The sequence below is a fragment of the Roseofilum reptotaenium CS-1145 genome (assembly GCF_028330985.1).
In the GTDB taxonomy this organism is placed as follows: domain Bacteria; phylum Cyanobacteriota; class Cyanobacteriia; order Cyanobacteriales; family Desertifilaceae; genus Roseofilum; species Roseofilum reptotaenium.
On sequence record NZ_JAQMUE010000072.1, the window covers coordinates 41,034 to 66,594 of the forward strand.

A 25,561-nucleotide genomic window follows, 5' to 3' on the forward strand; every position below is an offset into this window, starting at 1 on the left:
CTCATCCGACAATCCCTACATCAGCCTTGGAAGTGAACCCTGATGAGGGCGTGAAACTTTCAAAGCTGTGCTCTAGTAGTTTTGCCGGACGTACAGCAAAATTCCATTGGCGATCGCCTGAGCCATTTGACTTCTAAAGGCCGGAGCCATTAACCGGGGAGCATCCTGTGCCCCAGTCACAAATCCAGTTTCCACTAATACGGAAGGCATCGAAGTTCTACGGAGGACGTAAAAGCGAGCGCGTTTTACTCCTCGGTCTCTCATCGGTATGCTCCGGAGGATGGAACCTTGAATTGCTTGGGCTAGGCGAAGGCCTGTGTTGTAATAGTACGTTTCCACGCCATTGACATCCGGACGGCTCAGACTAATTGCGTTGGCATGAATACTAACAAAGAGTGTGGCGTTTACCCGTTGGGCGAGATTTACCCGAGGCGCGAGATCGATTTCCACTTCGCGATCGCGGGTTAAAATCACTTGAATCCCATTTTGTTGCAGGATAGCGGCCACTTGGCGAGAGATATCTAACACCACGTCCGTTTCTCGCAATCCCCCAATTCCAACTGCACCTGGATCGCGGCCACCGTGACCCGGATCGATCACAATTGTAATCCGAGAATTGGGAGTGCGTCTGGTCGAAGGCAGAGGCCATTGGACACCTGGCGAGGGACGGCTAGGAGCCGGTTGTGGATTAGCCGGTCGCGGGACGGGTATGGGAACAGTAGAAGGGCGAGGATTAGGAGAAGTGGCGAGGGGAGGGAGTGTTGAACCACTTGACCCCAAAGATAAAGCAATCACCTGAGAACCCGCTTGATTAATCTGTCCCAAGGTGAACCCAGAACGAGGAGTCATGGAAATCACCACAGTTTGCTCGTCAGCCTGTTGGACATCAAAACGAGAAAAGGGACTATTCCCTCCAACGGGAATCGATGGGACATTTTCCCCTAAGCGAGCGGGAGAGACTCTTAAGGTATAGACCGAAGGATTAGGCCATTGACCCACCGCATTGACTCTTCCGGTAGCGCGAACCACCAGTTGGGAATTACCTCCAGAAAGTTCGATCGCCTGAATCACTGGTGGTTGAGTTGGATCAAACTGATTAGAATCTGCGGCTGAAATTTGGCGACCCGCAGGCCAAGGTCTGGAACCGGAAGTATTAGTTCCACTCCCTGCCCTGGGAATCAGAACCATACCTAAGCGATTGGGCAAAGCTTGCCAATCCGCACTTTGGGGATTGACATTGAGGGTAATGCGAGTTCCGGTATTATCTCCCTCCAAGGGGCTGAGAATCAGTTGATTCACCCCTCGACTATTAATATTTAAGCGTCTTGGGTTTAAATTATTGGGTAGTGCAACACCTTTGAGATCAATTTCAATTTGACGCTGGTCTGAGGAGCGCTCTACCCTGGCAATGTCTGGCTGATTGGTGGTGCGAATAAAAAAACCATCTCCTGTCACTCGAACAGTTTCAATTTGATTAGTGCTGCGGTTCGGGGAGGGCTGTTGAGCAACCGGTCGAGGGTTGGGAGGCGAAGTTAAGGTTGGGGGAGGATTGGAGCGTGTTGGGGTTGTCCCCTCTCGTTGGGGTTGGGGCAGTTGTACCGTCCATTGGGAAGCAGAAGACCCCACAAATCTCACTTGACTGGGATCTAGGGTATACCCTGGAGTCAATTCGATGACGATACGGGTGGTGTTCCGTTCAAATTGCCCGGTTCTAACTTGTTTAATCCCTGGAGTCGATACAAATTGAGAACGAATTTGATTACCTAAAGTGGTTCCCGGCAAATCAATCACTAAACGGGTGGGATTAAAAATCAGTTGAGCCGTGGGTTGAACTCGCCCATTGGTGGCAAATTCCAGACGATTGTTTCTGGCATCAAACCGCCAATATTGTAAACTGGCTGCTTGGACTGGAGCTGACCACAGCCAGAGTCCTAAAAGGCTAGGAAATAACCAACGCAGTTTCACAGATGGGCCTTTAGAGTGACTAAATTTCATGACGGTTGATGACGGTTGATTGGGAGGAGTGTATAAGTAACAGTCCGGTCACGAGTATATTACAAGTGCTGACTGATTCAACAAAAGGGATGGGGGCCAATCCTGGTTAAGATCGCGATCGCGATCTGACCAGATGATTGCACCCCCATAATCTTTTATTCAATGCTGATTTTAATGCCAATCGGTGGCGATCGCTTCACTGGGTCGTTTCGGATTCGGCGATCGCTGCGGGTTCTTTGCTCGGTTCCCCACTTGATGCTTCAGAGGCCTCTGACTGTTGAAAAGCAACTCTCAATAAGGGTGGGGCAACAAAAGTGGTCAGGATGACCATCACAATAATAGCTGCATCCAAGGATTCGGGTAGAACACCACTGGCCGATCCAACTCCAGCAAAGACTAATCCCACTTCTCCCCGTGGAATCATACCTACACCAACGGCGATCCGATTTACAGGTTCACCACCGAATAGGGTAAAGCCACTGACGACTTTACCAACGATCGCCACAACCACTAGAAAACTGGCAATAATCAGACCTTCGCGGTTACTGGGAACCGCAGGGTTAAGAACAGACAGATCGGTTTTGGCTCCAACGGTGACAAAGAAAATAGGAACGAGCATAAATCCAATCGGTTCGACTAATTCTTCGAGTTCTCGATGTTTTTCCGTCTCTCCTAGAATTAAACCGGCTGTAAAGGCTCCTAAAATGGCTTCGAGTTGAATGACTGCACCGATATAGGCAAAAATAAAGGCGATAATTAATCCACCGATTAATAGGGTTCCCGGAGTAGTGAGTTTATTGATCAAACCCATAAAGTAGGGCATGACAAGGCGACCCAAGATAATCGAACCAATCAAGAACGCGGCAGCACTGAGTACCAGATAAATAATGCTGGAAACTTCTACTTCACCTTTTTCCGCTAAAGAGGCGACGATCGCTAGAATAATAATGCCGAGGATATCATCTAATACGGCTGCACCAATAATGATTTGTCCTTCTTTGTCATTCAGACGTTTGATTTCTGCCAAGACTTTAGCCGTAATTCCAATACTGGTGGCGGTTAAAGCTGCACCAGCAAAAATGGCAGGAATACTCGGCACATGGAAAAGATAAATCAGTCCCAATGTACCCGCTAAAAATGGGACAACGACTCCCGTGACTGCCACTAATGCTGATTGGACTCCGGCATCAATCAGTTGTTTTAAGTCAGATTCTAAACCGATTTGAAACAGGAGAAAAATAACCCCTAATTCTGATAAAACGGAGATCACTTCACTTTGAGCGAGAAAAACACCGTTAGCTCCTTCCGGGGTCAAACCGGCTGTTTGTTCCAGCAAGGTAATAATTAGAGATCCCTCTGCACCTGCCCCGCCTTCTGGAAAGACCAACAATTTGAGGACAGAAACCCCAATAACGACCCCTCCCAAGAGTTCTCCAAGGACGGGAGGTAAGTCCAGGCGGGCGCATAACTCACTACCAATTTTACTGGCTAGATAAATAGTAACAAGGCTCAGAAGAACTCCAGCTAAGACGAGGGTAGCGCTGGGGGCTTCAGCTTCAGTTGCTGTCGCTAACAAGGGGGTGAGACTGGTTGGGGTGTGAGAAAACACCCAAGGGAATATTTCAACCATTATATTATTTAACTGATCGATGTCTACTGTACAGGTTCTTTACAAATGTAAAGCAAATCTGAAGAAAAGCGAAAGTAAGAGTTTCACATGATTGTGATTAGAATACGCGATGGCTTAAACTGGGCATCTGTTGACGCACTTGTTGTAAACGGTTCGGATTGATTTCGGCGATCGCCACTCCAGGTTCTTCTCCAGCATCGGCGAGAATAATCCCCCAAGGGTCAATAATCATAGCGTGACCGTGGGTTTTGCGGCGAGCATAATGGCAGCCGGTTTGGGCTGGTGCGATACAATAACAGGTGTTTTCAATCGCTCTGGCTTGCAATAAAACTTGCCAATGGTCTTTTCCGGTATAAGCGGTAAAAGCAGCCGGAACAAACAAAACCTCAGCGCCTTGCTCAGACAAAGAGCGATATAATTCTGGAAAGCGCACATCATAACAGACGGACAATCCTAAGTAACCGAACTCCTCAGACTTGTAGATAGGAGACACTTCAGTTCCTGCTTCCACCGTTAAGGATTCCTGGTAGGTATTTCCATCAGGCACATTGACATCAAACAAGTGGACTTTATAATATCGGGCGACTTCTTCTCCATTAGCATTAATCAGCAGAGCTGTATTATGAACTTTATCACTGCTCACTGGGATAGGAAATCCACCCCCTAGGAGAGTCACTTGGAAGCGTTGGGCCATTGTTTTGAGAAATTTCTCAGTTTGCCTAGCAATAGAGTCCGCTTGGGCAATTTTTTCTGCTTCTATGCCCAAGAAGGGGAAGTTTTCTGGTAGGGCGATCAGTTCTGCCCCTTGACGTTTGGCTAAATCAATGAGGTCTTCCGCTTCAGCGAGGTTTTTCTCCAGATCGGGGACACTGGTCATCTGGATAGCGGCTGCTCGATAGGGTTTCATGGTCTGAACTGGATGTGAGGAATAAACTATCTAGGATACCTGTTAGATGGGCATTAGGGGAATAGGGAAAAGGCAATAGACAATGAGGAGAGACTCCAGATACTCCAGATATAGATATATAGAGATCGTAGAGAGAATAAGTTACTCCCAACTCCCAACTCCAGAGTGCTGACTCCTTACGGAACAGCGAAGAGCTAAGTTGTAGTTACTCGTGCTATTGAGATGCAAGTGCCAATATTGCTTAAGTATTATGACGGATCAATTTAAAATGAATTCAGACTGGTCCCCTCCAGGTTACCCCTTAGACATAGAACTGCTCGAAGCTCTATTGTTGAATCAGGAACGAGTTTACCCGTGGAATCACTCAATCTTGGAGGACGAGGTTTATTTCTCCGAAATCGAGAATTTGATGGAAATACACACTTCAGAGATGGTGGCTGATTTGGATGAAGGGTGTCACGAATTTTATCAAACGTTGGATAAGGTATGGGAGTCATTACAACCCGTAGCAGCGAATCGTTTAAACTCTCAATTACAAGGGAAATTTAGCCAAATAGTTCCCCAGTCTCTACTGGAAACGATTGCAGGTAAGGCAGAGGAATTAACTACGTCTTCAGCATCCATGGCCGATCAGTTAATTCACTGTGTCCAAGATAGCTTATCCCAGTGGGATATTGAAGATCTATTGGTCTTAGCTCGTCCCTTTGCCTATGCCATGCGAGGAGGAGAAGAAAAAACGGCTTTAGACCGAGTGGTACAAAAAGCAAGTACCCTAGATTGGGAATCGTGTTCAGAGTTAGACAGAGCAAGATTAACTTTAGCGGTGGCTCGTTATGCGATCGCCTATCGAGATCAACCGATAGATCCAGTTTAGATGAGGGGATCTACTCTTTAATTCGAGTCGCAAAATTTTGTGATCGCGTGGGAGAAAGGGCACGGGCTTTCAAAATAGCGGCAGCTAGAAAGGCATAAGATAGTACACCAATGGCCGCTAAACAGATCAACCCAGCGAATAGAGACACTTGGGAGGCGACAAAAGTTCCCGTCGTATTCCAAAGTCCATGTAATAAGGCAGCACTCCCATAGCCAATGGCTAGGATCTGCCATCGCTGCTTGGGTTTCAGGACACTCAGGCCGATAAAATAGCCTAAATAGCCGCTATAGGCTAAATGTCCAGACACCGATCCCAAAATGCGAGGAATTAATAATTGTAGTCCAGCAAGTTGTCCCATATCGCCTCCAGAAATGGCGGCAATACTTTGAATTTGGGAGGGCACATACAAGCCTAGGGTTTCAATTAAGGTGAAACCAACGGCAGAAGCGGTACCAATTAAGATGCCATCCAGGGGTTCTCGTACTCCCCAGGTTTGGTGAGTAGAGACAAAGCGGAATTTACCCCAAAAGAGAACGAGGAAGATGGGAAGAGCTTTGATCAACTCTTCTAACAGCCCTGTCCCTAGGGTTTGACGGGCTAATGTGGGTAACAATTGGTCTCCAGTTGCCCATCCTGCCAGGCCTTGGTAGAAGAAGGGAGCAAGGAGTTGCACGAGAGGAATAGCCAGTAGGAGTGTCCAGAGGGCCGATCCGAGGAGCAGCCACCAGGGTTTATGTTTACCGCAGAGTTGATAAATATAAGTATAAGCGATCGCTGCTAAATAGGCTCCTAAAACCAGATTAAACAGTTCGGGAATCCTGAGGAAAAAGAGTAACACCGCCACTAGAGCGGTTAAACTTGCAGGGATGAGATAGGCTTTACGGGCTAATTCTTGTCCAGTGGAGAAGATGGGAAACAGTTGGGTGAGGGTAACTGACTGAGTAGCGGCGGGTTGAGAAATACTAGAATTAGAGACTAAGGTAGGTGTTGGGACAGCGTTTCGAGAGCGCAATTCAACTTCAAATACTGGCCCCTTAAGACCGAGCATAATGCGATCGCCATTCTTTAAGCAGTGACATCCCCTTAACAGACTTTGGTTAACATAGGTTCCGTTAGCACTGCCCAGATCGCAAACTTCCCAATGGTTGTCTATTTGAGAATACCGAATCACCGCATGTTTGCGGGAGACGATCGTATATTGGTGGGCATCCAGGGCAATTTGGCAACTGGGATCGCGCCCAATGATCATCTCTTCAGTTTCCCATAGGGGATATCGGGGATTAGACTGGGTTCTTCCTAATCCCCGAATCAGTTTTAAGAATCCTTGAGGCTCAGTCCCACTCATACAGCGCTAGGCGCTAGGCAATAGGCAACAGGGAGTAGAGGCAAAGAATTTTTCGCCCCTACTTGTAATCAATAACAGAGCAAACGTCCGTAAATTTAGCATCAGTTTACCGAAATAGAACAGTTACTGGTTGTTGTTTGCATCCTGAACAGCCGCAAAAAAAGACCAGCCCGTGACTGGGATACTGATAGCTAAGATAATACGGGTCGTGGAAACTCCCAGATCGGGTGTGCCGGAAGAGAGTTCAAAGATACAGCCAGTGGCGGCGATCGCCGCAATACAGCACAGGGCTAAGAGTAAGCCACTTTTGGGAGTTAAAGCCATGGGTTATTTCTAGGAGTAAGGTTTAACGTCTTGACTGGAAAAACCAAATTTTTGCAGTTCTTCATTGAGAGCGATCGCATTTTCGATGCGGTCTACAAACATCACTCCCTGGAGATGATCGAGTTCATGCTGAATAGCACGGGAGAGGAGTCCGTCAGCTTGGAGGGTTTTGGGCCGGCCATATTCGTCTTTATAGCTGACTTGAATTACATCCGGTCGCTGGAGATCCATGTAGACCCCTGGAACACTCAGACATCCTTCTTGATAGGTACAGAGTTCGCGACCGTAGGATTTAATGGTGGGATTGATTAAGATTAAGGGAATATTGGCTGCCTCTTCCGGATCGCAGTCGATCACCACCAGTTGTTTGCCGATCGCTACTTGGGGAGCTGCCAGGCCGATCCCATCCGAACTATACATGGTTTGTAACATTTCTTTAGCCAGTTGGCGAATGCTCTCATCCACTTTCGAGATCCGCTTGGCATTCGTCCGCAGGACGCGATCGCCTAGGGTATGGATATTCAGTGGGGGGTGATCGAGTTTTTTCTTTTCTACCAGAACACTAGAACTCATAAGGTCTGTATCTTAAACAAGCTAAAGGTCGTGAATCATCTGATCTATTGTAACCAACTCCGGTATTGACTTAGATTTAGGGGCGATCGCTTGATGACAAGGGAAAGGTTTGCTTAAATTCTTCAATTAGGTCATCCATCTCTTCCAAGGCTTGATTGACATCTAACCGGAGACTACCTAGATTCGGTTGTTCGAGTAACTGTACGAGGGCTTCTCGCTTGCTCTCTAGGATAGTGACTTTTTCTTGAATAGTGGATAGATCCATTGTTTCTTTAATTCAGATAGGACTTCTCTATAGCTTAACAAAACTTGATACTTTCTCCCCACTCTACCCATAGATCAACCAGCTATTACCCAGAAGCGCTATATACTAGAAATCAGTGACATTGTGGGAGTAAATCTGGGCAGATGGTCAAATTTCAGATCCAGCCAGAGAGTGAAATTCCGGCTTCTAATCAGTTATTTAATCAATTACGATTTGCGATCGCCTCTGGTCAATACCCTCCTGGCTCTCAATTGCCGAGTACCCGTGCCTTAGCCATGCAAACCGGTTTGCATCGCAATACCATTAGCAAGGTCTATCGCCAATTAGAAGACACCGGGCTAGTTGAAGCCCAAGCTGGTTCGGGAATTTATGTGCGGCAGCAAGGGAAAGGACTGTTTACAAAGTATAAATCTGAACTGCTCCAAACCTATCCCCAAGCTCAATCCATTGTCCAAAATAGCGTCAATCAATTAATTCAAGAAGGCTGCTCTCTCCACGAAGCACGAGAATTATTTTTAGCAGAAGTTGATTGGCGTTTGCGTTGTAGTGCGCGGGTTTTAGTCACGGCTCCCACCAATGATATTGGCGTAGGGCAACTGATGATGGAAGAATTACAAGCAGCTCTGCATATTCCTGTACAGTTAGTTCCTTTAGAAGAATTAGACGATCTCTTGAATCATACGCGATCGGCGACCGTTGTCACCAGTCGCTATTTTTTTGGCGATGCAGAAAACATTGCTGCACCCAAATCAGCGCGGGTAGTTCCTGTAGAAATCTATGATTATGCCCCCGAAGTTGAATTAGTGAAAGGACTACCTAAAGGCACATATTTTGGAGTAGTCAGTCTCTCCCATGGAATTTTACGCGCTGTTGAAGTGATTATTCATAGTTTGCGCGGTGAGGATGTGTTGGTGATGACCGCTCATCGAGACGATCGCTATAAACTTAATGCTATGGTGAGGACGGTTCAGTATGTAGTCAGTGACGTTGCCAGTTATGACGCAGTTAAAGCTGCCCTCCAAGAAGCCAGAGAAGATATTATTCGCCCTCCTCGATTAATTCAAACCCAGAGCTATATCGATCAGTCTTCGATTAACCGCCTGAAGCGAGAACTGGGATTAGACTAATCCGTGAGCTGAAGGCTGGGCTAATAAATTGGCGATCGCTTGTGCTGTCATCGGTTTAGAGTAGAAGTAACCTTGACCATATTCACACCCGAATTGTTGCAGAAGTTTGTGCTGTTCAATCTTTTCAATCCCTTCAGCCACAATATCCATCCCTAAATTATGACCTAAATTAATCACGGCTTTAATAATTTCTCGATAGTGAGATGAAGCTTTGGAATCTAGATTATTGAGAAAACTGCGGTCAATTTTTAGGGTATGAACGGGGAAACGATACAGATAGCTTAAAGAAGAATAACCCGTACCAAAATCATCAATACAGAGTTGAATCTGACGGGCTTTCAGTTGTTGAAAAATTAGATTAGCCACTTTAGAATTATCAATGATAGCGCTTTCCGTAATTTCTAGTTTGAGAAATTTGCCTTCAATCTGGGTTACCTCTAGAATGCGATCGATTTGTTCGATTAGATCGGGTTGGGCAAACTGTTTGACAGACAGATTGACATTCATCGTCAGTGGAGAGCGATCGGGGAATTGGATATTCCAAAGGTGCAATTGCTGACAGGCCTGTTCCAGAACCCAAGTTCCAATCGGTAAAATTAACCCCGTTTCTTCGGCCACAGGAACAAATTCAGCGGGAGAAACAAATCCCCATTCGGGATGATACCAGCGTAGAAGCGATTCAAAACCGGTCAGTTGGCTGGTCTTTAAGTCAACAATGGGTTGATAGTAAAGGTGCAATTGTTGGCGATCGATGGCTCCTCGGAGGTCTGTTTCTAATTTAAGGCGGTTAACCGCTTGGGTATGGAGAAGGGTATTATAGACGGCGTAACGTCCTTTACCCGCCGTTTTAGCTTGGTACATGGCTAAATCTGCATCTCGGAGGATATCATCGGCTTGGTCATATCTGATCGTGCTTAGGGTAATTCCGATGCTGCTATTGGCAAAGACTTCATGACCATTGAGGTGGAAAGGATTGGAGAGTTTACTTAATATTCGTTGAGCGACTTTGGTGGCATCTTGAAGAGTGTGAATCTTGTCCAGGAAGATGGTAAATTCATCTCCTCCGAGTCGCGCCAGTAGATCGATTGGACGGAGGCAGTTTTCTAGACGACGAGCGATCGCCATTAACAATAAGTCTCCTACCAAATGACCCAGACTATCATTGACTTTCTTAAAGCCATCTAAATCGAGAAATAGGACAGCAAACTGATAATTGGAGTCTTTTTGGGTCTTTTCAATGGCCCGTTGTAGATATTCAACAAACAAAGCGCGGTTGGGAAGATTGGTAAGATGATCGTAAAAGGCATGATGTTCGAGTTGCTCTTCCGCTTGTTTGCGATCGCTGATATCAGTTTGAATCCCAATAAAGTGGGTCAGATGGCCTTGAGTATTAAAAACTGGCGACATCCGCAGTTCATTCCAAAATAGTTGACCATCTTTACGCACATTTTGCAGAATGGCATGGCATTCTGTTCCTTGTTCAATAGCTTGACGAATTGCATCAAGGGCATTTTGATCTCGGTAAATCCCTTGTAGAAAACGGCAGTTCTGACCTAGTACATCTTCTCGCTTATATCCCGTAATCTCTTCAAAGGCTGGATTGACATAAACAATCGGATTATCCGGTTGAGTGGAATCAGTAATAATAATGCCATTATTGCTAGAGGCGATCGCCCGCTCCATCAAATTTAATTGATCTTGGGCTTGTAGGCGAGTCATCACGCTCGTTAGCACATTGGCGATCGTTTGCAAAAATGATACATCTTCCTGGGTAAAGGGTCGATACTCCCTCGCATACACACTTAACACCCCAAACGGCCCCTCGGAACCTGGAATCCCAGAAATAATCGTACTTACCCCAGAAACCACCCGATGATTATGCAACAGAGGAGAACCACTAAATCGAGTTTCTATCGGCAAATCTTCCACAATAATGGATTTTCCCTGAGATAAAGTATACCCAGCATGACAAGTGGGTTGAGCGCTTAACATCGCTTGACCCACCAATTCAGCTTGCCACCCTACCCCTGACCGGAGCAACAGTGTCTGATAATTCGGTAACAATTCCAAGATTGCACTATAGTCTACCGACAAGGTTTCACTGACCAATTCCACGGCTGTTTGCATTACAGCATCAAGATCGTGATCCTCTAAAGCCTTTTGGCTCAGTTCTGAAACCGCAGCTTGCTGTTGTAGACGGGAGTGTAATTCAATCTCCACCTGCTTATGATCGGTCATATCCCGACCCACCATATAAATTAACCCCTCATCTGGATCAGGAACCGCAGTCCAAGCAATCCACCGATAGGAGCCATCTTGACAGCAATATCGATTTTCTAAATCAAGGCGGGGTTGTCCTGAGACTAATCGCTCTAATGCCAGGCGAGTAGGCTTTTTATCCTCTGGGTGGATGAACTGCAAGAAATTCTGTTGAGATAATTCTTCTGGGCTATATCCTAATGTCGTTTCCCATGTCAGATTTATTTTTTGTAGATTCCCCTGAAAGTCAATCAGACAGAGGAGTTCTAGGGACAGGTTAAAAAAACGTTCCTGATGATTGGTCTCAGTTGTCATCCGACCCTCATGCCAATGCAAAGGGTCTGTTTGTCGGATAGATTTCTGAAATTGTTGAAGATGTTGTTGCACTGCGAAAATCCCTATGGAACTTTTGAATCAATCATCAACTTTTTCCCTTACAATTCTCCTATTTATTTGTTAAATATCAAATGATACATTAATTCTAGCATTTTTCAGATAGACTTGAGGGGGTTTCGGGTTGACCTGATATTAGATATAGAGTAAACACTATCTTTGAGAAAAAACAAATAGAGATTTATAATGGCATTGATTAGGAGATGATGTAGTCAGGGATCAATAGGATCGAGTCTAAATAATGATTAATATTTTTGATTCTCCATAGATATGTTTTTAGGGATTCTCTTGATAATTCTATCAACCAAGAGATTAGTCATTGGGTTTTATCTTATTGTTAAAATAAAAACAACAGTGAATGAAAAAACAAATTGATCAAAGAATTCCAGTGATTACTTTTAAATAAATTTCCACTAATATATCCATGATCGGATTTACTCTGAAGTCCGATCAAAGAATCATAAATTATTTCTAAAATAATTTTTTATTAATATTTATTTTACCTAATCTTAACCAAAAGAGCGCCATAAAGGGTTAACCTGCAATCAACATCTTCTCGTACACTGAAGATTGCCCTAATCTCAAACTTGATTGATCTTATGTTTTCCTTCTCTAACTGCAAGCGTAAAAGCATTTCCCTATTAATTGCAGCCCTGAGCGCTGTAGCCTTAGCCTCCTGTGCTGGTGGAGATGATACATCTCAAGTGGGAAGCACTACAGGTGGAGGTGAAGCGAAATCCACCAGCAAATTGGCCCTAGCCGGTAACACCAGTTTAACGGGAGCCGGAGCCTCTTTTCCCGCCCCTCTTTACCAACGCTGGTTCCTAGACTTTAGTAATGCAACCCCCAACCTTCAGATTGACTATCAGTCGGTTGGTAGTGGAGCTGGGGTAGAACGATTTATGCAAAACTTGGTTAACTTTGGAGCCAGTGATGTAGCGATGAAAGATGATGAAATCTCCGAAGTTGACAAAGGCGTTTTGATGCTCCCCATGACCGCTGGAAGTGTGGTAATGGCTTATAACCTTCCAGGTGTTGATGAACTCAACTTAACCCAAGAAGCTTTGATTGATATCCTCTTAGGGAATATTACCCAATGGAATGACCCCAAAATTGCCTCAGCTAATTCCGGTATCACTCTTCCAGATACAAATATCACCGTAGTTTATCGGTCTGACGGTAGCGGAACCACAGGGGTGTTCACTAAAAATCTGAGCGCCATGAGCGAAGAGTGGAAAAACCAAGTTGGTGAAGGCAAAACTGTAGAATGGCCGGTTGGTATTGGTGGAGCCAAAAATGATGGGGTAGCCGCCCAAGTCAGGCAAACAGAAGGAGCCATTGGTTATCTAGAGCTAGGATTTGCCAAAAGCGCCGGCTTGAATATGGCATCCCTAGAAAATAAATCGGGTAATTTTATTTATCCCACTGATGAAGCAGCATCTCAATCCCTGGCAGCGGTGCAATTACCGGAAAACTTACGCGCTTTTGTCACGAACCCAGAAGGGGAAGAGTCTTATCCGATTGTCACCTATACTTGGTTGCTGGCCTACAAGGAATATGATGATCCAGAAATTGCCAAGTCTGTCGAAGCCATGATTGAATATGGTCTGAACGAGGGACAAACGATTAGTGCCGATTTGGGCTACATTCCCTTACCGGATAACGTGCGGGAAAAAGTGGCCATGGTTGCTGATTCCATTAGCCCAGATTATGAGATTGAAGTGAAATAGAGTCTCAATTTCCTCGTGCGATTAGGAGTAAGGGACTCCCTTACTCCTAACCCTTGATTCCCCACCTATGTTATTAATGTTATTCTATGGTTTCTGTAGCAAAAGCTGAATCTGGGCGATCGCGCTCTAATGTAGAAAAAAACTTAGACCGAGGTTTTATTGGTCTTACCTTTATTTTTGCCTTATCCATTGCCGCTATCCTAATTATCATCACCCTCACTGTGGGTTTGGGTGCTCTTGATGCTCTGCAACAATTTGGTATTCCCTTTCTCTTCCAAAGTGCCTGGAACCCGGTTCAAGATGAATATGGGATTTGGCCCATGATCTACGGAACGATGATGAGTGCAGCCATTGCTCTAATGATTGCTGTACCTCTCGGTCTGGGAACGGCTGTTTTCCTGAGTGAAGACTTTATTCCCGTCAATATCCGTACTGTTTTGGTGTTTCTTGTCGAACTGCTGGCAGCTATTCCCAGTGTGGTGTATGGATTATGGGGGATTTTCGTCTTAATTCCTCTGATCAAGCCTATGGGTGACTTTATGCATAACACCTTTGGGTGGTTTCCCTTGTTTAGCACCCCTCTAGCTGGCCCAGGCATGTTACCGGCTGGATTAGTCCTATCTATTATGATTCTACCGATTATTACGGCGATCGCCCGTGATTCCCTAGCTAGCTTGCCTCCAGACCTGCGACAAGCCTCCCTAGGACTCGGTGCAACCCGGTGGGTCACCATTTTTCGCGTTCTCCTGCCAGCCGCCTTCTCCGGTATCGTTGGCGGAATTATGTTAGCTCTTGGTCGAGCCATGGGAGAAACCATGGCAGCTACCATGCTCATCGGTAACTCTAACAAAATGAGCCTCTCGATTTTGGCTCCCGGTAATACCATTGCCTCATTGATGGCGAACCAATTCCCTGAAGCCTCTGGACTACAGGTTTCTGCCCTCATGTACGCCGGTTTGATTCTGATGATTCTGACCTTAGTCGTCAATGTGCTAGCTGAATGGATTGTCAATCAAGTCAAAGCCAAATATGACTAGGTTAATAGGTAATGGCTAAATTTCCCCCTATTCCCTATTTCCTATTCCCTATTCCCTATTCCCTGACTTTATGAACCCTTCTACAGAATCGAAGTCCCTAGCCAGTAGCCTAATCCAAGATAATAGCCGCCCCAGAGCCATATTTGATCGGGTGATGACAACCATTTCTGGGATTTGTATTGGACTAACAATATTGCCCCTATTTGCGGTCTTAATTTATGTGATTATTAAAGGAGGATCGCGCCTAAGTCTAGCTCTATTCACCCAATTGCCACCAGCAGCCGGACAAACTGGAGGAGGAATTGCTAACGCTATCCTAGGAACGTTTATTACCGTCGGCATTGCCAGCGTAATTGCTGTACCTATTGGCGTATTGGCAGCCGTTTATCTATCTGAATTTAGTTCGAGTAGCCAAGTCGCCCGTAAAGTGGCTCGTGGAATTCGGTTTGCCACGAATGTCCTGAGTGGTGTGCCCTCCATTATTGCTGGAGTCTTTGCATATAGTTTAGTTGTTTTAACCACAGGAACCTTTTCTGCCTTAGCAGGAGGCGTAGCCCTATCGGTGTTAATGCTTCCTACCATTATTCGGACCACCGACGAAGCACTGCAAATTGTACCTCAAGATATTCGTTGGGCATCCGTTGGTGTAGGAGCATCCAATTATCAAACTGTCCTTAAAGTGGTTTTACCCGCTGCCCTCCCTGCCATTTTGACTGGAGTCACCCTAGCGGTTGCCCGTGCTTCGGGAGAAACCGCGCCCCTCCTATTTACGGCACTCAATTCTAATTTTTGGCCCAGAGGCTTGATGGCTCCTACGCCATCCTTAGCCGTGCTAGTTTACAACTTTGCGAGTAGTTTTGATCTGAAACTGCAAGAATTAGCTTGGGCAGCATCTTTAGTCTTAGTCATGTTGGTATTAATCAGTAGTATTATTGCTCGATTAGCCACCCGTCAAAGTCAGTTTTAATGTTTATACGTTTATTCAAGAATTGAGGAAAGACCATGACCAATGCAGATTCAACAAATGCAGATTCAACTACAGTGAACAAAACTGAAACCGTCTTAAGAACTGACAATGTAAGTATTTTTTACGGTGATTTTAAAGCGGTTCGGGATGTATCTATGGACATTCCCAAAAATCGTGTAACTGCTTTTATTGGCCCATCAGGATGCGGTAAAAGTACGATTTTAAGGTGTTTTAATCGTCTGAATGACTTAATTCCCATCTTTAAGTTGGAAGGAAAAATCTTCTATCACGATCAAAGTTTATACGAAAATAACATTGATGCAGTGGAAGTTCGCCGACGGATTGGCATGGTGTTTCAAAAACCCAACCCTTTCCCCAAATCCATTTATGATAATATCGCCTATGGTGTGCGGATTAATGGGTTAGGTAAATCTAAGTCAGAGATTGACGAAATTGTGGAGCGATCGCTCCGTCAAGCGGCCCTATGGGATGAAGTCAAAGATAAAATGCACCAAAGTGGGTTTGCCCTGTCTGGAGGACAACAACAGCGCCTGTGTATTGCTCGCACAGTTGCTATTAATCCGGATGTGGTGTTAATGGATGAACCCTGTGCATCCCTCGACCCCATTTCTACCCTCAAAGTAGAAGAACTGATCCATGAACTCAAAGAAAATTACACCATTGTAATTGTGACTCACAATATGCAACAGGCTTCGCGGGTGTCTGATATGACTGCCTTCTTCAACGCTAAAGCAATTGAAGGGGGTAAACGGTTTGGGTATTTAGTCGAATATGACAATACAGAAGATATTTTCCAAAATCCCCAAGAAGAAGCCACTCAGCAGTATGTCAGTGGACGCTTTGGATAAGATTAATCACGACCCAATGATCGCCAACGTCACCATTCACGATAGGATCAACTGACGAGTAAATCTCAATGATGCAGTTTTTGATGATCCTTATGAAGCGATTTTTTGCACGATTGCTACCCTTGATTTTAGTGGCGATCATGGGTTTGGTTGGGTGTTCCAACACCCCTTCTGTGATTACAGGCAACTATTCTCAAGATACTTTGAATATGGTTGATAGCCTACGCACAGCGATTGAACTTCCTGAAGATGCTCCCAATAAGGCTGAGGCTCAAGCAGAGGCAAGGGAGTTAATTAATCAATATGCGTCTCGATATCGTCGAGATAGATCTGTGGCTACTTTAACTTCATTTACCACAATCCGCACAGCACTCAACAGTTTGGCAGGACATTATAGTTCTTATCCGAATCGTCCGGTTCCAGAAAAGTTAAAACAACGGATTAACCAGGAATTGCGCCAAGTCGAAGCAGCGCTTAAACGGGGAGCCTAATTGCCCAGTCTCAAGGCTAATCGGTAATAAGTAATGGGTAAACGGTTTTTCCCTAGAGAAACCCAGTTTTACTCATTACTCACTCCTCATTACTCCTAGGTTAAGGCTGGGGTTAGATTGGGGTTTGGTTCGTTTTGCAAGAGTCCCGTTAACAGAGAAGCTGGGTGTTCGGGGTAAGGCCAAGCAAAAGCATGACGGAATGAAGCATCTTGACAGGCTTGGAGTTGCTCAAAGTCGATGATGTCTAAAGTTAGTAAGTTTTCATATTCAAAGGGTAGACGAACATTATGGAGTCCGGCATTATCGGTGCAAATAGCAATGTCTACCCCAGCGTCAAAACAGCGATCAAAGACAATTTTCAGTTCACTTAAGTCGTCTAGAGTTCCTGTTTTCAGGTAGGTAGTCGGGCATACTTCTAGACATTGCCCTTGCCTCGCCAGTTGCGGTAAGAGATGAGGGTAGTGGAGGGGAATTTGAATCCCATGGCCAATACGCATCAGATAGGGGAGTAGTTCAGGATAACAACCCTCATGGGTTTCGTAGAGATGTCCGGTTGTTTTGAGGCCGAGCGATCGCGCATACTCATAGAGCTGAATTAATTCCGACAAGCGATCGCCATAATGGGCATCTCCACCTGCAAGATCAATCCCACAAACATATTCAGGCATTTGGGCGGCAAGTTCCACAATCGCCCGATTTACCTCATCAGGCAGACGAGAATGGGTACAGAGGATCTGGCTTGTAATAATACTATAGTTATGATTTTGGCTCGCCTGACCTACAGCTTCCACAATAGCCGCCATGCGATCGATACGATCATTCTGGCTATACTCTTCTGGAGTCCGTAGGTAAGGCGTATAGCGTAATTCCAAATAGGCTAAATTTTCAAACACATAAGCCCCTCGAATCAAGCGATAAATAAAATAGGGTAATGTGTCTAAAGTTTGGGTTTTCTCAACTAAGGTATGGAGTTCTAAATATTCATCTAAGGTTTTCCGAGGACGGGTATAGAAATCTTCAAACTCAGGATACTCAGCAAACTGCTCAGACCATTCTGAGCCACTACGGTGAAAATAGCGCCAGAGAATGCGAGGGACGACCGAACCGCCTAAGTGTCGGTGGAGTTCAGCATAAAGAGCCACAAGGATAACCTCTTAAAATCTGCGATCGATGGAATTTAATCACATTTCACCTCCTATGGTAATCCTGAAAATTTAGTTCAGCACCCTTCAGGACAAATTTCAATCCGTTACTCCAAAGATCAAAAATTTTTAAGAGACGCTTTCAATTCGGGTTAAGCGGGCCCCTAGATTTCGCAGTTTGACTTCAAGCTGTTCATATCCCCGGTCTAGATGTTGTAAATCTTGAACGGTTGTGGTGCCTTCAGCAGCTAATCCCGCTAAAACTAGAGCAGCGGAAGCCCGTAAATCTGTGGCTAATACCGGCGCACCTGATAACAGGGGTACACCTTTAACAATAGCTATATTCCCCTTAACACGGATATTGGCTCCCATGCGTTGTAATTCAGCCACATGGCGTAGACGATTTTCAAACACGGTTTCGGTGACCATACTATTACCATCGGCTACGGTGAGCAAAGCCATAAACTGGGCTTGCATATCTGTGGGAAAGCCAGGATAAGGAAGGGTTTCAATGTCTGTCGGCAAAATGCGCTCTGCGGGAAGAAGGCGTAATTGTCTTTCTCCTTCTTTGATTACTTTTGCGCCCGTTTCTTCTAATTTAGCGATTACTGGAGTCAGGTGAGAGGCAATCACCCGATTGAGCAACAATTCGGATTGGGTAATGGCAGCCGCGACTAAAAAGGTTCCAGCCTCAATGCGATCGGGAATGACTTCATAGTCGGTACTATGCAGTTGAGAAACCCCTTCAATCCAAATCGTTTTTGTGCCAGCTCCCTTAATGCGAGCGCCCATAGAACGACAGAAGTTAGCCAAATCTACAACTTCGGGTTCTTGCGCAGCATTTTCAATACAGGTTTCCCCATCCGCTAAGGTCGCTGCCATCATCAGGGTTTCCGTTGCCCCCACACTGGGATAATCCAGATAGATTTTAGCTCCTTTGAGTTTACCCTGGGGAGCATAGGCATTCACAACTCCATGTTCGATTTGGACATGGGCCCCCATGGCTTGGAGTCCGCGCACATGCAGATCTACAGGACGAGCGCCGATCGCACAGCCACCGGGTAAGGGGACTTGGGCTGTACCCAAACGGGCTAATAAGGGGCCAATAATAAAGAAACTGGCTCGCAGTTGGCTAACTACTTCATAGGGTGCTTGTCCTTGAGTGATGTCAGTGGCATCCAATTCTAGGGTGTCTCCCTGGCGTTGGAGCTGAATGCCCAAAGATTCTAGAATCTGGCCCATGCGATTGACATCAACCAGGTTGGGTACATTGCGTAATCGGCAAGTTTGGGAGCAAAGTACTACGCCTGCGAGAATAGCTAAGGCGGAGTTTTTGGCTCCACTGATCTGCACTTGGCCGCTTAAGCGGAATTTGCCTTCAATTTCAAGCATAGAAGGGGTTTTTGCCGCTGCCACAGGCGCGACATTAGTTGAAATCACGGTATTAATAGCTCTATCCTCCAAAAATTAAGTAATTCTTACCATAGGTTCCGAAGTTGGTTTGATTGTACCGGAAAGTTTTCCAGTACGCTAATCCAATCTCCGGATCTTTTATTCAGTTTTCAGAGGCACGGGCTTCTAGCCATAGGGGAACGACAATCCAAGCGATGAGGAGAAGTAGGGCGAGGATCGCAAATTGTCCCACCCAAGCGATGAGTTGCTCGAGGGAAATGAGGTGACCAACAAAGAACGCGAGACTCACCATAACACTTGCCCAAAGGGTGGCTCCAGCAACGTTACAGAGGAGGAATTTAGGATAGGGCATTTCTACAATACCTGCGATCGGTCCAGCAAAGATCCGCAGCAGGGCAATGAAGCGACCGAGAAAGACGGCGCGAGCGGCATTTTGCTGAAATTTGCTTTTGGCATTTTCCAGTTGATGTTCAGCGACTCGAAAGAATTTGCCTACTTTGAGCAGTAGGGGCCATCCTCCGGTTCTGCCGATCCAATATCCACAACTATCCCCGATCGCCGCTCCGGCGATCGCACTAATGAGAACTCGCCAATATACCATTTCACCGCTACCCGCTAGAAATCCACCAACGAGGGTAATGGTTTCACCGGGTAGGGGGAGTCCGGTATTTTCGAGCATTATGCCCAGGAAGATGGTCCAGTATCCGTATTGACTGGCGAGGGATTGAATTGTATCGAGTGAGAGAAATTCTAAGGACATGCAAACCAGGTAGGTGAGAAGAGAACGTATGAGTTACGTTGTCAGATTAAGCTTTTTTCGATCTTGGCGTGTAATCCAGGTACTGTCAATCTGGATTGGGGATCAATGCTTCAGGAAAGTTTGGGTAATCTGGTGAAGTTCTGAGAAAGTGTTGTTTTTGGGGCTGACAATTCTCAATTTTCACGCTTATATTAAGAAGGTCTTAAGAGGCGATCGCTAGAGTATGATTACTTAAAGCTAGAGTTCGGTCACTCAGTTTACCAACTTTTTTAGCTTTAGATCTTAGATTGGTCAAGGAACTCAACCTCCTAGGGACTTACTAAAAGGATAATCACGATGACAAGTACAGCAATGGGTCAGTTTACGGTTCTTCACCCTCAAGGGTCTTTTGATGCTCAGAGGGGTGAACAGATTTCTCGGCAGATTGAGGAGATCTCCTCTCAAATGTCTATCCTTTGTCTAGATTTGGCTGGGGTGGGTTTTATGGATAGTGCGGGTTTAGGTAAATTGGTTCATGGACTCAAAGCAGCTCGCCAGCAGGGTTGCCGCCTGGTTCTGTGCAATATTCCAGGACAGGTGAAATTAATATTAGATATCGCTAGACTAGAAGGTGTATTTGAAATTTACCCTTCCTACGAAAAAGTATTAGAGGTGTTTCAACCGGATCAATTGATGGCATTAAGCGCTGTTTGAAGGAAGCGGAAGCGGTTTGATTTGCAAGTCGATGAGGGGGGTTCCGATTTGGCAATACCAATAACTGGTGAGTAAGTCTGGCTCTTGAACCCCCAAACTGGCTAAGACTGGGGTATCAGGAAACGGAATCAGGCGATCGAAGCAGGGATTGGATGTGCCTCCAAACTGAAGCAGATAAACGCCAGGAATAGCTTGAATATGGCGCAGCAATTGATAACCGAGTTGGTACAGGGTTTGACGAGTTCGATCGCCTAGATGTAGGGGTTGATGATAGGTCAGGTTCCCATTTTGAATCGCTTCACCATAAAGCGGGCCTTTGGCGCTGAGAATAATTGGTAACCAATTTTTTCCTTCACCGATCGGATATCCCCAGATGGAAACTGTTTGCTGCAAGGACTCTATGGAGCGACAAAATTCGTAAGTTTTTTGACCCAAAAACGGAAGATGATCGGGAATATTGAGGGTGAGTGGACAGAACAAAACCTCCTCTGAAGCTTTGAGCGTTTGGATCGATTGAATCGTTGTGTCAATCTTGGGTGAAATCCGTTGTATTGTGTCCTGTAATTTGATGGGTAGAGTAGCCGAGCGATCGCGCTCTGACTCGACAACGATCTGTACAGAGGAATAGATCATGGCGATCGGTTAGGTTTGGGGAGAGGTGATGGGAAAGTTAGGTAAATCAATGCGAGACGGGTTACGGGTTCTCATGGCTAACCGATAACTGACGCTTTGTAATTCAGCATGGAGTTGCCTATTTTCCCGTTGCAGGAGGGAAACCTTTTCCCGGATGGGTTCCATGCGTTCGGCAAATTTTTGCCGATAGAGATGGGGAAGTTCTTGTACGACTTGTTCGAGCATTCCAGAGCGATCGCTTAATTCTTGCACGGACTGGCGCAGTTGATAAATCTCACCATCTCGCTCTTGAATTTGTTCTTGATAAAACTGTACTTGCTCTTCCACCTTTTGCAGTTGCTCTTGTAGCGATCGCAAATTTTCGGTTTGATCTGCTGACCCAGTTTGAGCCGGGATAAATGAGGCGTTTCCTTTCACTAAGCGAAACAGTTCTTGAGACAACTGTTGTACCAATTGATCTCTTAAGGTTAACTCTTCCTGCAAGCGCGTCATTTCGGCTTGAAATTCCTGAATAGCTTCCGAGTCAGAAGAATGGGTCATGTTTTTAGGTCTCCTTTGGGTAATGGGGAATAGGGAATGGAAAATAGGTTAGGTATTGATGGGAGATCCTCCATATACAGGTTCCAAGGAACTGACCGGTTCCGGCTCGATCGCCTCCTCATACAAGGCTAGATCGAACCAAAAGGTTGTACCGACTCCCACTTCACTGACCAATTGTACACAACTATTATGTTTGTCAATAATATTGCGAACAATAGATAATCCAAGTCCCGTTCCTTCCAACGTATGCACCCGGTTTTCCACTCGATAGAACCGGTCAAAAATAGCAGCTTGATCTTCCGTGTCAATGCCGATTCCCGTATCAGATATTTCAATACGGACAACGTTCTGATTGCTCTGAGGACAATAGGCACGAATCATAACTTTACCTTGGGACTCTGTAAATTTAAGAGAATTTCCCACTAGATTCGTGAGGACTTGGAGGAGTAAATCATAATGGCCCCAAATTTTAGGTAAATCGGCTTCAATTTCTTGTCCGAGTTCAATCCCTTTATCTTTGGCATTGAGTTGATACGTGCGTAGGGTTTGCTCAATCAGTTGTCCCACATAAACTGCATCCAAATGATAAGTGCGGCTCGATTCTAGGCGAGATAAATCTAAGACATCATTGACCAACCGGGTGAGGCGATCGGTTTCATGATTGGCGGTTTCCAGAAAATCTCGCCGTTCCACATCACTCAATTCTTCTCCATATTCATAAAGGGTTTCGATAAATCCTTTAATATTAAATAATGGTGTTCTCAGTTCATGGGAAACATTACTAATAAATTGGCTTTTTGCTTCATTGAGTTCTACTTCGCGGGTAATATCTTGAACGGTTATAGCAATCCCTTTCAAGTTGCCAATATTTGCATTTTCTAAATTCGGTTTAATATGATGCTCATACAAGACACATTCTTGGGCTAGGGGGCGTTCTGGAACCACACAAGTGTCATTCGCATCGTGTAAGCAGTCTTGACATAGGGCATTTTCTCCCGTGGCGCGATGGGATAACACGGTCGTGAGTAAAATTCTCACTGTGCGTTTAACAGGTTCGGTTAAGGTGATGCGAAACTCATAGATAGATGCACCATCAGACGGAGAAAATTTCCCTTGGACAATTTCATAGAGAGGACGAGTGAGTTTAACTTGTAGGGGGGGAGGAACATAGCGTAAAACGTTTTTGCCCACCACGGATTCTCCATCCCAATCAAACATGCGGCGAGCATTAGGATTAACTAAAATGATATTGAGATCGGTATCTAATAAGATGGCTCCATCAGCAATGGTAGAGACTAAGGTTTCTAATTTAGCTTTTTCAGCCGTTAATTCTTCAATATTTTGCTCTTCATAACTCTCTAACCGTTCCGCCATATCATTAAAACTACAAATGAGTTCGCCCAATTCTCCGCTTAAGGGTAAATCAATGCGCTGCTTAAAATTACCGGCAGCGATACTTTTAACGCCAGCTAAGAGTTCTTTAATCGGTTGGGTAATGGCGAGAGCATTAAAGACTCCTCCTAAAATGACCATAGACCAAATGGAGACAAAAACGGCTAGGGTAACATCGCGGGTGAGGTTAGAGGAGGTGACAACGGTGGGATTGGGATTAATACCGATCGCCAATACGCCGAGATATTGATTGTCATCGATCAAGGGAACGAAGACATCAGTCACTTCCCCATCGGGGGTTTGATGTTGGCGAACCAGGGGAATTTGTGAGGAAGTGATGTAATTTTCCGGAAGTTGAATTCGACGCTCGATACTCAGGGACGTTTGTACTTCTGAGTCCCAGAAGGGGAGACCAAAAAAGAGTCTACCGTCTCGATCTGCGTAGAGGAGATAGCGAATATTGGAGGTGCTGTTATAAAAGCGTTGGGAAAACCGAGCAACTTCCGTGAGGTTATTTTCTGCAACTAAGGGGGTGACGTTAGAAGCTAACAGGAGTCCCAGGTCTTGACCAAAACGGGTATCATGGAGGCGAGCATCCAGTTGAATGGTATTGACGGCCCAGAAGGTTAGACTACTCATGATTAGGGATACCGCTAGGGTTGCGGCTGCCATGAGTCGAGTTTGCAGGGTAAATTCTGACCACCAATGGGCGATCGCTCCTTTAATATTTTTCAGTAAAGCCACCATAATACCGATACATTGATCTGAAGACCTACAGTAGACTTCTTGCAGAAGTCAGGCAAAAGGCAATAGGCAATAATCATAAGAATATATGATTACTGCATTACTATTCATTTTCTACCCACTTATACAAGAGGTTTAGTTGTTTGCCGTGTTTATATTATGGGTTACTGGCTCTGTTTTTGCCGCACCCGATGGCCGATATCTCGACGGTAGTATAAACCTTGGAAGTAAATCGAGGCGATCGCCTGATACGCTTTGTCAAAGGCTAGATCGTGGGTTGCTCCCACCCCAGTGACTCCCAAGACTCGGCCGCCACTGGTGACAGGGCGATTATCGTTTAAGCTGGTTCCAGCTTCAAAAACGATCGCACCTTGAGCTTCAGCCACTTCTATGCCAGTAATGGGGAATCCTTGTTCAAAGCTACCGGGATATCCATCAGAAGCCGCAACCACACAAGCGCAAGCGCCAGGCTTCCAGGTAATCTCTTGCTGGGCTAATTTTCCTTGTGCAGTGGCTAAGAGTAGGGTTTCTAGGGGAGTCTCTAACAGGGGAAGAATGGCTTGAATTTCCGGATCGCCAAACCGGCAGTTAAATTCGATCACTTTGGGATCGCCTTCTGGGGTAATCATCAGACCTGCATACAAGACTCCCCGGTAGGTAATCTCCCATTTTTTTAAGGTTTTTATGGTGGGGAGGAGAATCTCTTGGTTAATGCGATCGCTCAATTCTGGGGTCACAACGGGTGCAGGAGCATAGGCTCCCATGCCTCCGGTATTGGGCCCTGTGTCCCCTTCACCAATGCGTTTGTGGTCTTGGGCGCTAATCAGGGGACGGATGGTTTCGCCGTCAGTCAGAGCTAGGATAGAGGCTTCTTGACCGGTGAGATATTCTTCAATCACGACTTTTTGACCGGCTGATCCAAATTTACCTGCAAAAGCTTCGGCGATCGCTGCGTTTGCTTCTTCTAAGGTCATGGCCACAGTTACCCCTTTACCAGAAGCGAGACCATCCGCTTTAATCACGATGGGTGCGCCTTGGCTCTGGAGATAGGCGCGGGCGGCTGTTTCATCGGTAAACACGGCGGAGGCAGCAGTAGGAATGGATGCTTCACTCATCAGGGCTTTTGCCCAGGCTTTGCTCGCTTCAATTTGTGCCCCGGCTTGGGTGGGGCCAAATACAGTGAGGTTATGGCTTTGCAGGGCATCGGTTATACCGAGGGCAAGGGGAGCTTCTGGGCCGACAATAATTAGATCGATAGCGTGGGTTTTAGCATAATCGGCGATCGCCTGAAATTGATCGATCTTGAGGGGAAGATTTTCACAGCGCTTTAACCGGGCTGTTCCCCCATTACCTGGGATACAGACCACTTGTTGAACTTGGGGAGATTGCAGGAGGGTTTTGGCGATCGCATGTTCTCGCCCTCCACTACCGATGACAATAATTTTCACGTTCTGTTAT

23 protein-coding genes are annotated in these 25,561 nt (G+C 45.6%); 8 read left to right on the plus strand and 15 right to left on the minus strand.

The genetic code is table 11. The annotated features are described in order from the left end of the window. Nucleotides 1-72 precede the first annotated feature (72 nt). From PN466_RS12080 to PN466_RS12090, 3 genes are all read right to left on the minus strand, one after another. The gene (locus PN466_RS12080; protein WP_271939886.1) at nucleotides 73-1,995 is read right to left on the minus strand and encodes an N-acetylmuramoyl-L-alanine amidase; all 1,923 of its coding nucleotides are present in this window, start codon (nucleotides 1,993-1,995) and stop codon (nucleotides 73-75) included. 196 nt (nucleotides 1,996-2,191) lie between these two features. Continuing rightward, nucleotides 2,192-3,625 (minus strand): cation:proton antiporter, encoded by a 1,434-nt coding sequence (locus PN466_RS12085; RefSeq protein ID WP_271939887.1) that lies wholly within the window; start codon nucleotides 3,623-3,625, stop codon nucleotides 2,192-2,194. A gap of 97 nt (nucleotides 3,626-3,722) precedes the next feature. After that, complete coding sequence (locus PN466_RS12090) at nucleotides 3,723-4,532, minus strand: carbon-nitrogen hydrolase family protein (protein ID WP_271939888.1); 810 nt, start codon at nucleotides 4,530-4,532, stop codon at nucleotides 3,723-3,725. A gap of 268 nt (nucleotides 4,533-4,800) precedes the next feature. On the opposite strand from PN466_RS12090, the gene PN466_RS12095 reads away from it, so the two are divergent. Next, a complete protein-coding gene (locus tag PN466_RS12095) occupies nucleotides 4,801-5,406 on the plus strand; it encodes a hypothetical protein (protein WP_271939889.1) in 606 nt (201 codons plus the stop codon). A gap of 10 nt (nucleotides 5,407-5,416) precedes the next feature. Here the strand turns inward: PN466_RS12095 and PN466_RS12100 are convergent, their stop codons facing one another. The 4 genes from PN466_RS12100 to PN466_RS12115 all read right to left on the minus strand — a co-directional run bounded on the left by PN466_RS12100 (nucleotide 5,417) and on the right by PN466_RS12115 (nucleotide 7,913). After that, nucleotides 5,417-6,751, minus strand: a complete 1,335-nt coding sequence (locus PN466_RS12100; RefSeq protein WP_271939890.1) for a PrsW family glutamic-type intramembrane protease — start codon at nucleotides 6,749-6,751, stop codon at nucleotides 5,417-5,419. Nucleotides 6,752-6,874: 123 nt separating this feature from the next. Further along, on the minus strand, nucleotides 6,875-7,075 hold the full coding sequence (locus PN466_RS12105) for a hypothetical protein (protein WP_271939891.1): 201 nt from the start codon (nucleotides 7,073-7,075) through the stop codon (nucleotides 6,875-6,877). 9 nt (nucleotides 7,076-7,084) lie between these two features. Beyond that, nucleotides 7,085-7,648, minus strand: coding sequence for a peptide deformylase (gene def / locus PN466_RS12110; RefSeq protein WP_271939892.1), 564 nt, complete (start codon nucleotides 7,646-7,648; stop codon nucleotides 7,085-7,087). A gap of 76 nt (nucleotides 7,649-7,724) precedes the next feature. After that, a complete protein-coding gene (locus tag PN466_RS12115) occupies nucleotides 7,725-7,913 on the minus strand; it encodes a hypothetical protein (protein WP_271939893.1) in 189 nt (62 codons plus the stop codon). A gap of 143 nt (nucleotides 7,914-8,056) precedes the next feature. On the opposite strand from PN466_RS12115, the gene PN466_RS12120 reads away from it, so the two are divergent. Further along, nucleotides 8,057-9,040, plus strand: coding sequence for a GntR family transcriptional regulator (locus tag PN466_RS12120; RefSeq protein WP_271939894.1), 984 nt, complete (start codon nucleotides 8,057-8,059; stop codon nucleotides 9,038-9,040). On the opposite strand, the gene PN466_RS12125 is transcribed toward PN466_RS12120, so the two are convergent. Continuing rightward, nucleotides 9,032-11,614: an EAL domain-containing protein gene (locus PN466_RS12125; RefSeq protein WP_271939895.1), complete on the minus strand. Its 2,583-nt coding sequence runs from the start codon at nucleotides 11,612-11,614 to the stop codon at nucleotides 9,032-9,034. The genes PN466_RS12120 and PN466_RS12125 overlap by 9 nt on opposite strands. A gap of 677 nt (nucleotides 11,615-12,291) precedes the next feature. On the opposite strand from PN466_RS12125, the gene pstS reads away from it, so the two are divergent. The 5 genes from pstS (at nucleotide 12,292) to psb27 (ending at nucleotide 16,786) form a co-directional block, all read left to right on the plus strand. Continuing rightward, a complete protein-coding gene (gene pstS / locus PN466_RS12130; protein ID WP_271939896.1) occupies nucleotides 12,292-13,422 on the plus strand; it encodes a phosphate ABC transporter substrate-binding protein PstS in 1,131 nt (376 codons plus the stop codon). Nucleotides 13,423-13,508: 86 nt separating this feature from the next. Further along, entirely contained in the window at nucleotides 13,509-14,459 is a 951-nt protein-coding gene (gene pstC / locus PN466_RS12135) for a phosphate ABC transporter permease subunit PstC (RefSeq protein WP_271939897.1), read from the plus strand. Between the two features lie 70 nt (nucleotides 14,460-14,529). Then, on the plus strand, nucleotides 14,530-15,426 hold the full coding sequence (gene pstA, locus PN466_RS12140; protein WP_271939898.1) for a phosphate ABC transporter permease PstA: 897 nt from the start codon (nucleotides 14,530-14,532) through the stop codon (nucleotides 15,424-15,426). Between the two features lie 35 nt (nucleotides 15,427-15,461). Continuing rightward, the gene (pstB, locus tag PN466_RS12145; RefSeq protein ID WP_271939899.1) at nucleotides 15,462-16,295 is read left to right on the plus strand and encodes a phosphate ABC transporter ATP-binding protein PstB; all 834 of its coding nucleotides are present in this window, start codon (nucleotides 15,462-15,464) and stop codon (nucleotides 16,293-16,295) included. 92 nt (nucleotides 16,296-16,387) lie between these two features. Further along, the gene (gene psb27 / locus PN466_RS12150; RefSeq protein ID WP_271939900.1) at nucleotides 16,388-16,786 is read left to right on the plus strand and encodes a photosystem II protein Psb27; all 399 of its coding nucleotides are present in this window, start codon (nucleotides 16,388-16,390) and stop codon (nucleotides 16,784-16,786) included. Between the two features lie 95 nt (nucleotides 16,787-16,881). Here psb27 and PN466_RS12155 read toward each other — a convergent pair whose 3' ends face one another. The 3 genes from PN466_RS12155 to PN466_RS12165 form a co-directional block, all read right to left on the minus strand. After that, nucleotides 16,882-17,928 (minus strand): adenosine deaminase, encoded by a 1,047-nt coding sequence (locus PN466_RS12155; protein ID WP_271939901.1) that lies wholly within the window; start codon nucleotides 17,926-17,928, stop codon nucleotides 16,882-16,884. A 129-nt stretch (nucleotides 17,929-18,057) separates the two neighbouring features. Continuing rightward, a complete protein-coding gene (gene murA / locus PN466_RS12160) occupies nucleotides 18,058-19,392 on the minus strand; it encodes a UDP-N-acetylglucosamine 1-carboxyvinyltransferase (protein WP_390889994.1) in 1,335 nt (444 codons plus the stop codon). A 91-nt stretch (nucleotides 19,393-19,483) separates the two neighbouring features. After that, nucleotides 19,484-20,101, minus strand: a complete 618-nt coding sequence (locus PN466_RS12165; RefSeq protein ID WP_271939902.1) for a DedA family protein — start codon at nucleotides 20,099-20,101, stop codon at nucleotides 19,484-19,486. Between the two features lie 336 nt (nucleotides 20,102-20,437). On the opposite strand from PN466_RS12165, the gene PN466_RS12170 reads away from it, so the two are divergent. Continuing rightward, complete coding sequence (locus PN466_RS12170) at nucleotides 20,438-20,794, plus strand: STAS domain-containing protein (protein ID WP_271939903.1); 357 nt, start codon at nucleotides 20,438-20,440, stop codon at nucleotides 20,792-20,794. Here the strand turns inward: PN466_RS12170 and PN466_RS12175 are convergent. The 4 genes from PN466_RS12175 to purD all read right to left on the minus strand — a co-directional run bounded on the left by PN466_RS12175 (nucleotide 20,780) and on the right by purD (nucleotide 25,551). Then, nucleotides 20,780-21,427 (minus strand): hypothetical protein, encoded by a 648-nt coding sequence (locus PN466_RS12175; protein WP_271939904.1) that lies wholly within the window; start codon nucleotides 21,425-21,427, stop codon nucleotides 20,780-20,782. The two genes, PN466_RS12170 and PN466_RS12175, sit on opposite strands and share 15 nt — an antisense overlap. 9 nt (nucleotides 21,428-21,436) lie before the next feature. Further along, complete coding sequence (locus PN466_RS12180) at nucleotides 21,437-21,967, minus strand: Npun_F5560 family protein (RefSeq protein WP_271939905.1); 531 nt, start codon at nucleotides 21,965-21,967, stop codon at nucleotides 21,437-21,439. Between the two features lie 48 nt (nucleotides 21,968-22,015). Next, nucleotides 22,016-24,106 (minus strand): ATP-binding protein, encoded by a 2,091-nt coding sequence (locus PN466_RS12185; protein WP_271939906.1) that lies wholly within the window; start codon nucleotides 24,104-24,106, stop codon nucleotides 22,016-22,018. Nucleotides 24,107-24,267: 161 nt separating this feature from the next. Further along, nucleotides 24,268-25,551 (minus strand): phosphoribosylamine--glycine ligase, encoded by a 1,284-nt coding sequence (gene purD / locus PN466_RS12190; RefSeq protein ID WP_271939907.1) that lies wholly within the window; start codon nucleotides 25,549-25,551, stop codon nucleotides 24,268-24,270. Nucleotides 25,552-25,561 lie beyond the last annotated feature (10 nt).

Coding starts and splice junctions, on each gene's coding strand:
- PN466_RS12080 (WP_271939886.1), bottom strand. CDS start 1,995: ATGAAATTTAGTCACTCTAAAGGCCCATCTGTGAAACTGCGTTGGTTA.
- PN466_RS12085 (WP_271939887.1), bottom strand. CDS start 3,625: ATGGTTGAAATATTCCCTTGGGTGTTTTCTCACACCCCAACCAGTCTC.
- PN466_RS12090 (WP_271939888.1), bottom strand. CDS start 4,532: ATGAAACCCTATCGAGCAGCCGCTATCCAGATGACCAGTGTCCCCGAT.
- PN466_RS12095 (WP_271939889.1), top strand. CDS start 4,801: ATGAATTCAGACTGGTCCCCTCCAGGTTACCCCTTAGACATAGAACTG.
- PN466_RS12100 (WP_271939890.1), bottom strand. CDS start 6,751: ATGAGTGGGACTGAGCCTCAAGGATTCTTAAAACTGATTCGGGGATTA.
- PN466_RS12105 (WP_271939891.1), bottom strand. CDS start 7,075: ATGGCTTTAACTCCCAAAAGTGGCTTACTCTTAGCCCTGTGCTGTATT.
- def (WP_271939892.1), bottom strand. CDS start 7,648: ATGAGTTCTAGTGTTCTGGTAGAAAAGAAAAAACTCGATCACCCCCCA.
- PN466_RS12115 (WP_271939893.1), bottom strand. CDS start 7,913: ATGGATCTATCCACTATTCAAGAAAAAGTCACTATCCTAGAGAGCAAG.
- PN466_RS12120 (WP_271939894.1), top strand. CDS start 8,057: ATGGTCAAATTTCAGATCCAGCCAGAGAGTGAAATTCCGGCTTCTAAT.
- PN466_RS12125 (WP_271939895.1), bottom strand. CDS start 11,614: ATGACAACTGAGACCAATCATCAGGAACGTTTTTTTAACCTGTCCCTA.
- pstS (WP_271939896.1), top strand. CDS start 12,292: ATGTTTTCCTTCTCTAACTGCAAGCGTAAAAGCATTTCCCTATTAATT.
- pstC (WP_271939897.1), top strand. CDS start 13,509: ATGGTTTCTGTAGCAAAAGCTGAATCTGGGCGATCGCGCTCTAATGTA.
- pstA (WP_271939898.1), top strand. CDS start 14,530: ATGAACCCTTCTACAGAATCGAAGTCCCTAGCCAGTAGCCTAATCCAA.
- pstB (WP_271939899.1), top strand. CDS start 15,462: ATGACCAATGCAGATTCAACAAATGCAGATTCAACTACAGTGAACAAA.
- psb27 (WP_271939900.1), top strand. CDS start 16,388: ATGAAGCGATTTTTTGCACGATTGCTACCCTTGATTTTAGTGGCGATC.
- PN466_RS12165 (WP_271939902.1), bottom strand. CDS start 20,101: ATGTCCTTAGAATTTCTCTCACTCGATACAATTCAATCCCTCGCCAGT.
- PN466_RS12170 (WP_271939903.1), top strand. CDS start 20,438: ATGACAAGTACAGCAATGGGTCAGTTTACGGTTCTTCACCCTCAAGGG.
- PN466_RS12175 (WP_271939904.1), bottom strand. CDS start 21,427: ATGATCTATTCCTCTGTACAGATCGTTGTCGAGTCAGAGCGCGATCGC.
- PN466_RS12180 (WP_271939905.1), bottom strand. CDS start 21,967: ATGACCCATTCTTCTGACTCGGAAGCTATTCAGGAATTTCAAGCCGAA.
- PN466_RS12185 (WP_271939906.1), bottom strand. CDS start 24,106: ATGGTGGCTTTACTGAAAAATATTAAAGGAGCGATCGCCCATTGGTGG.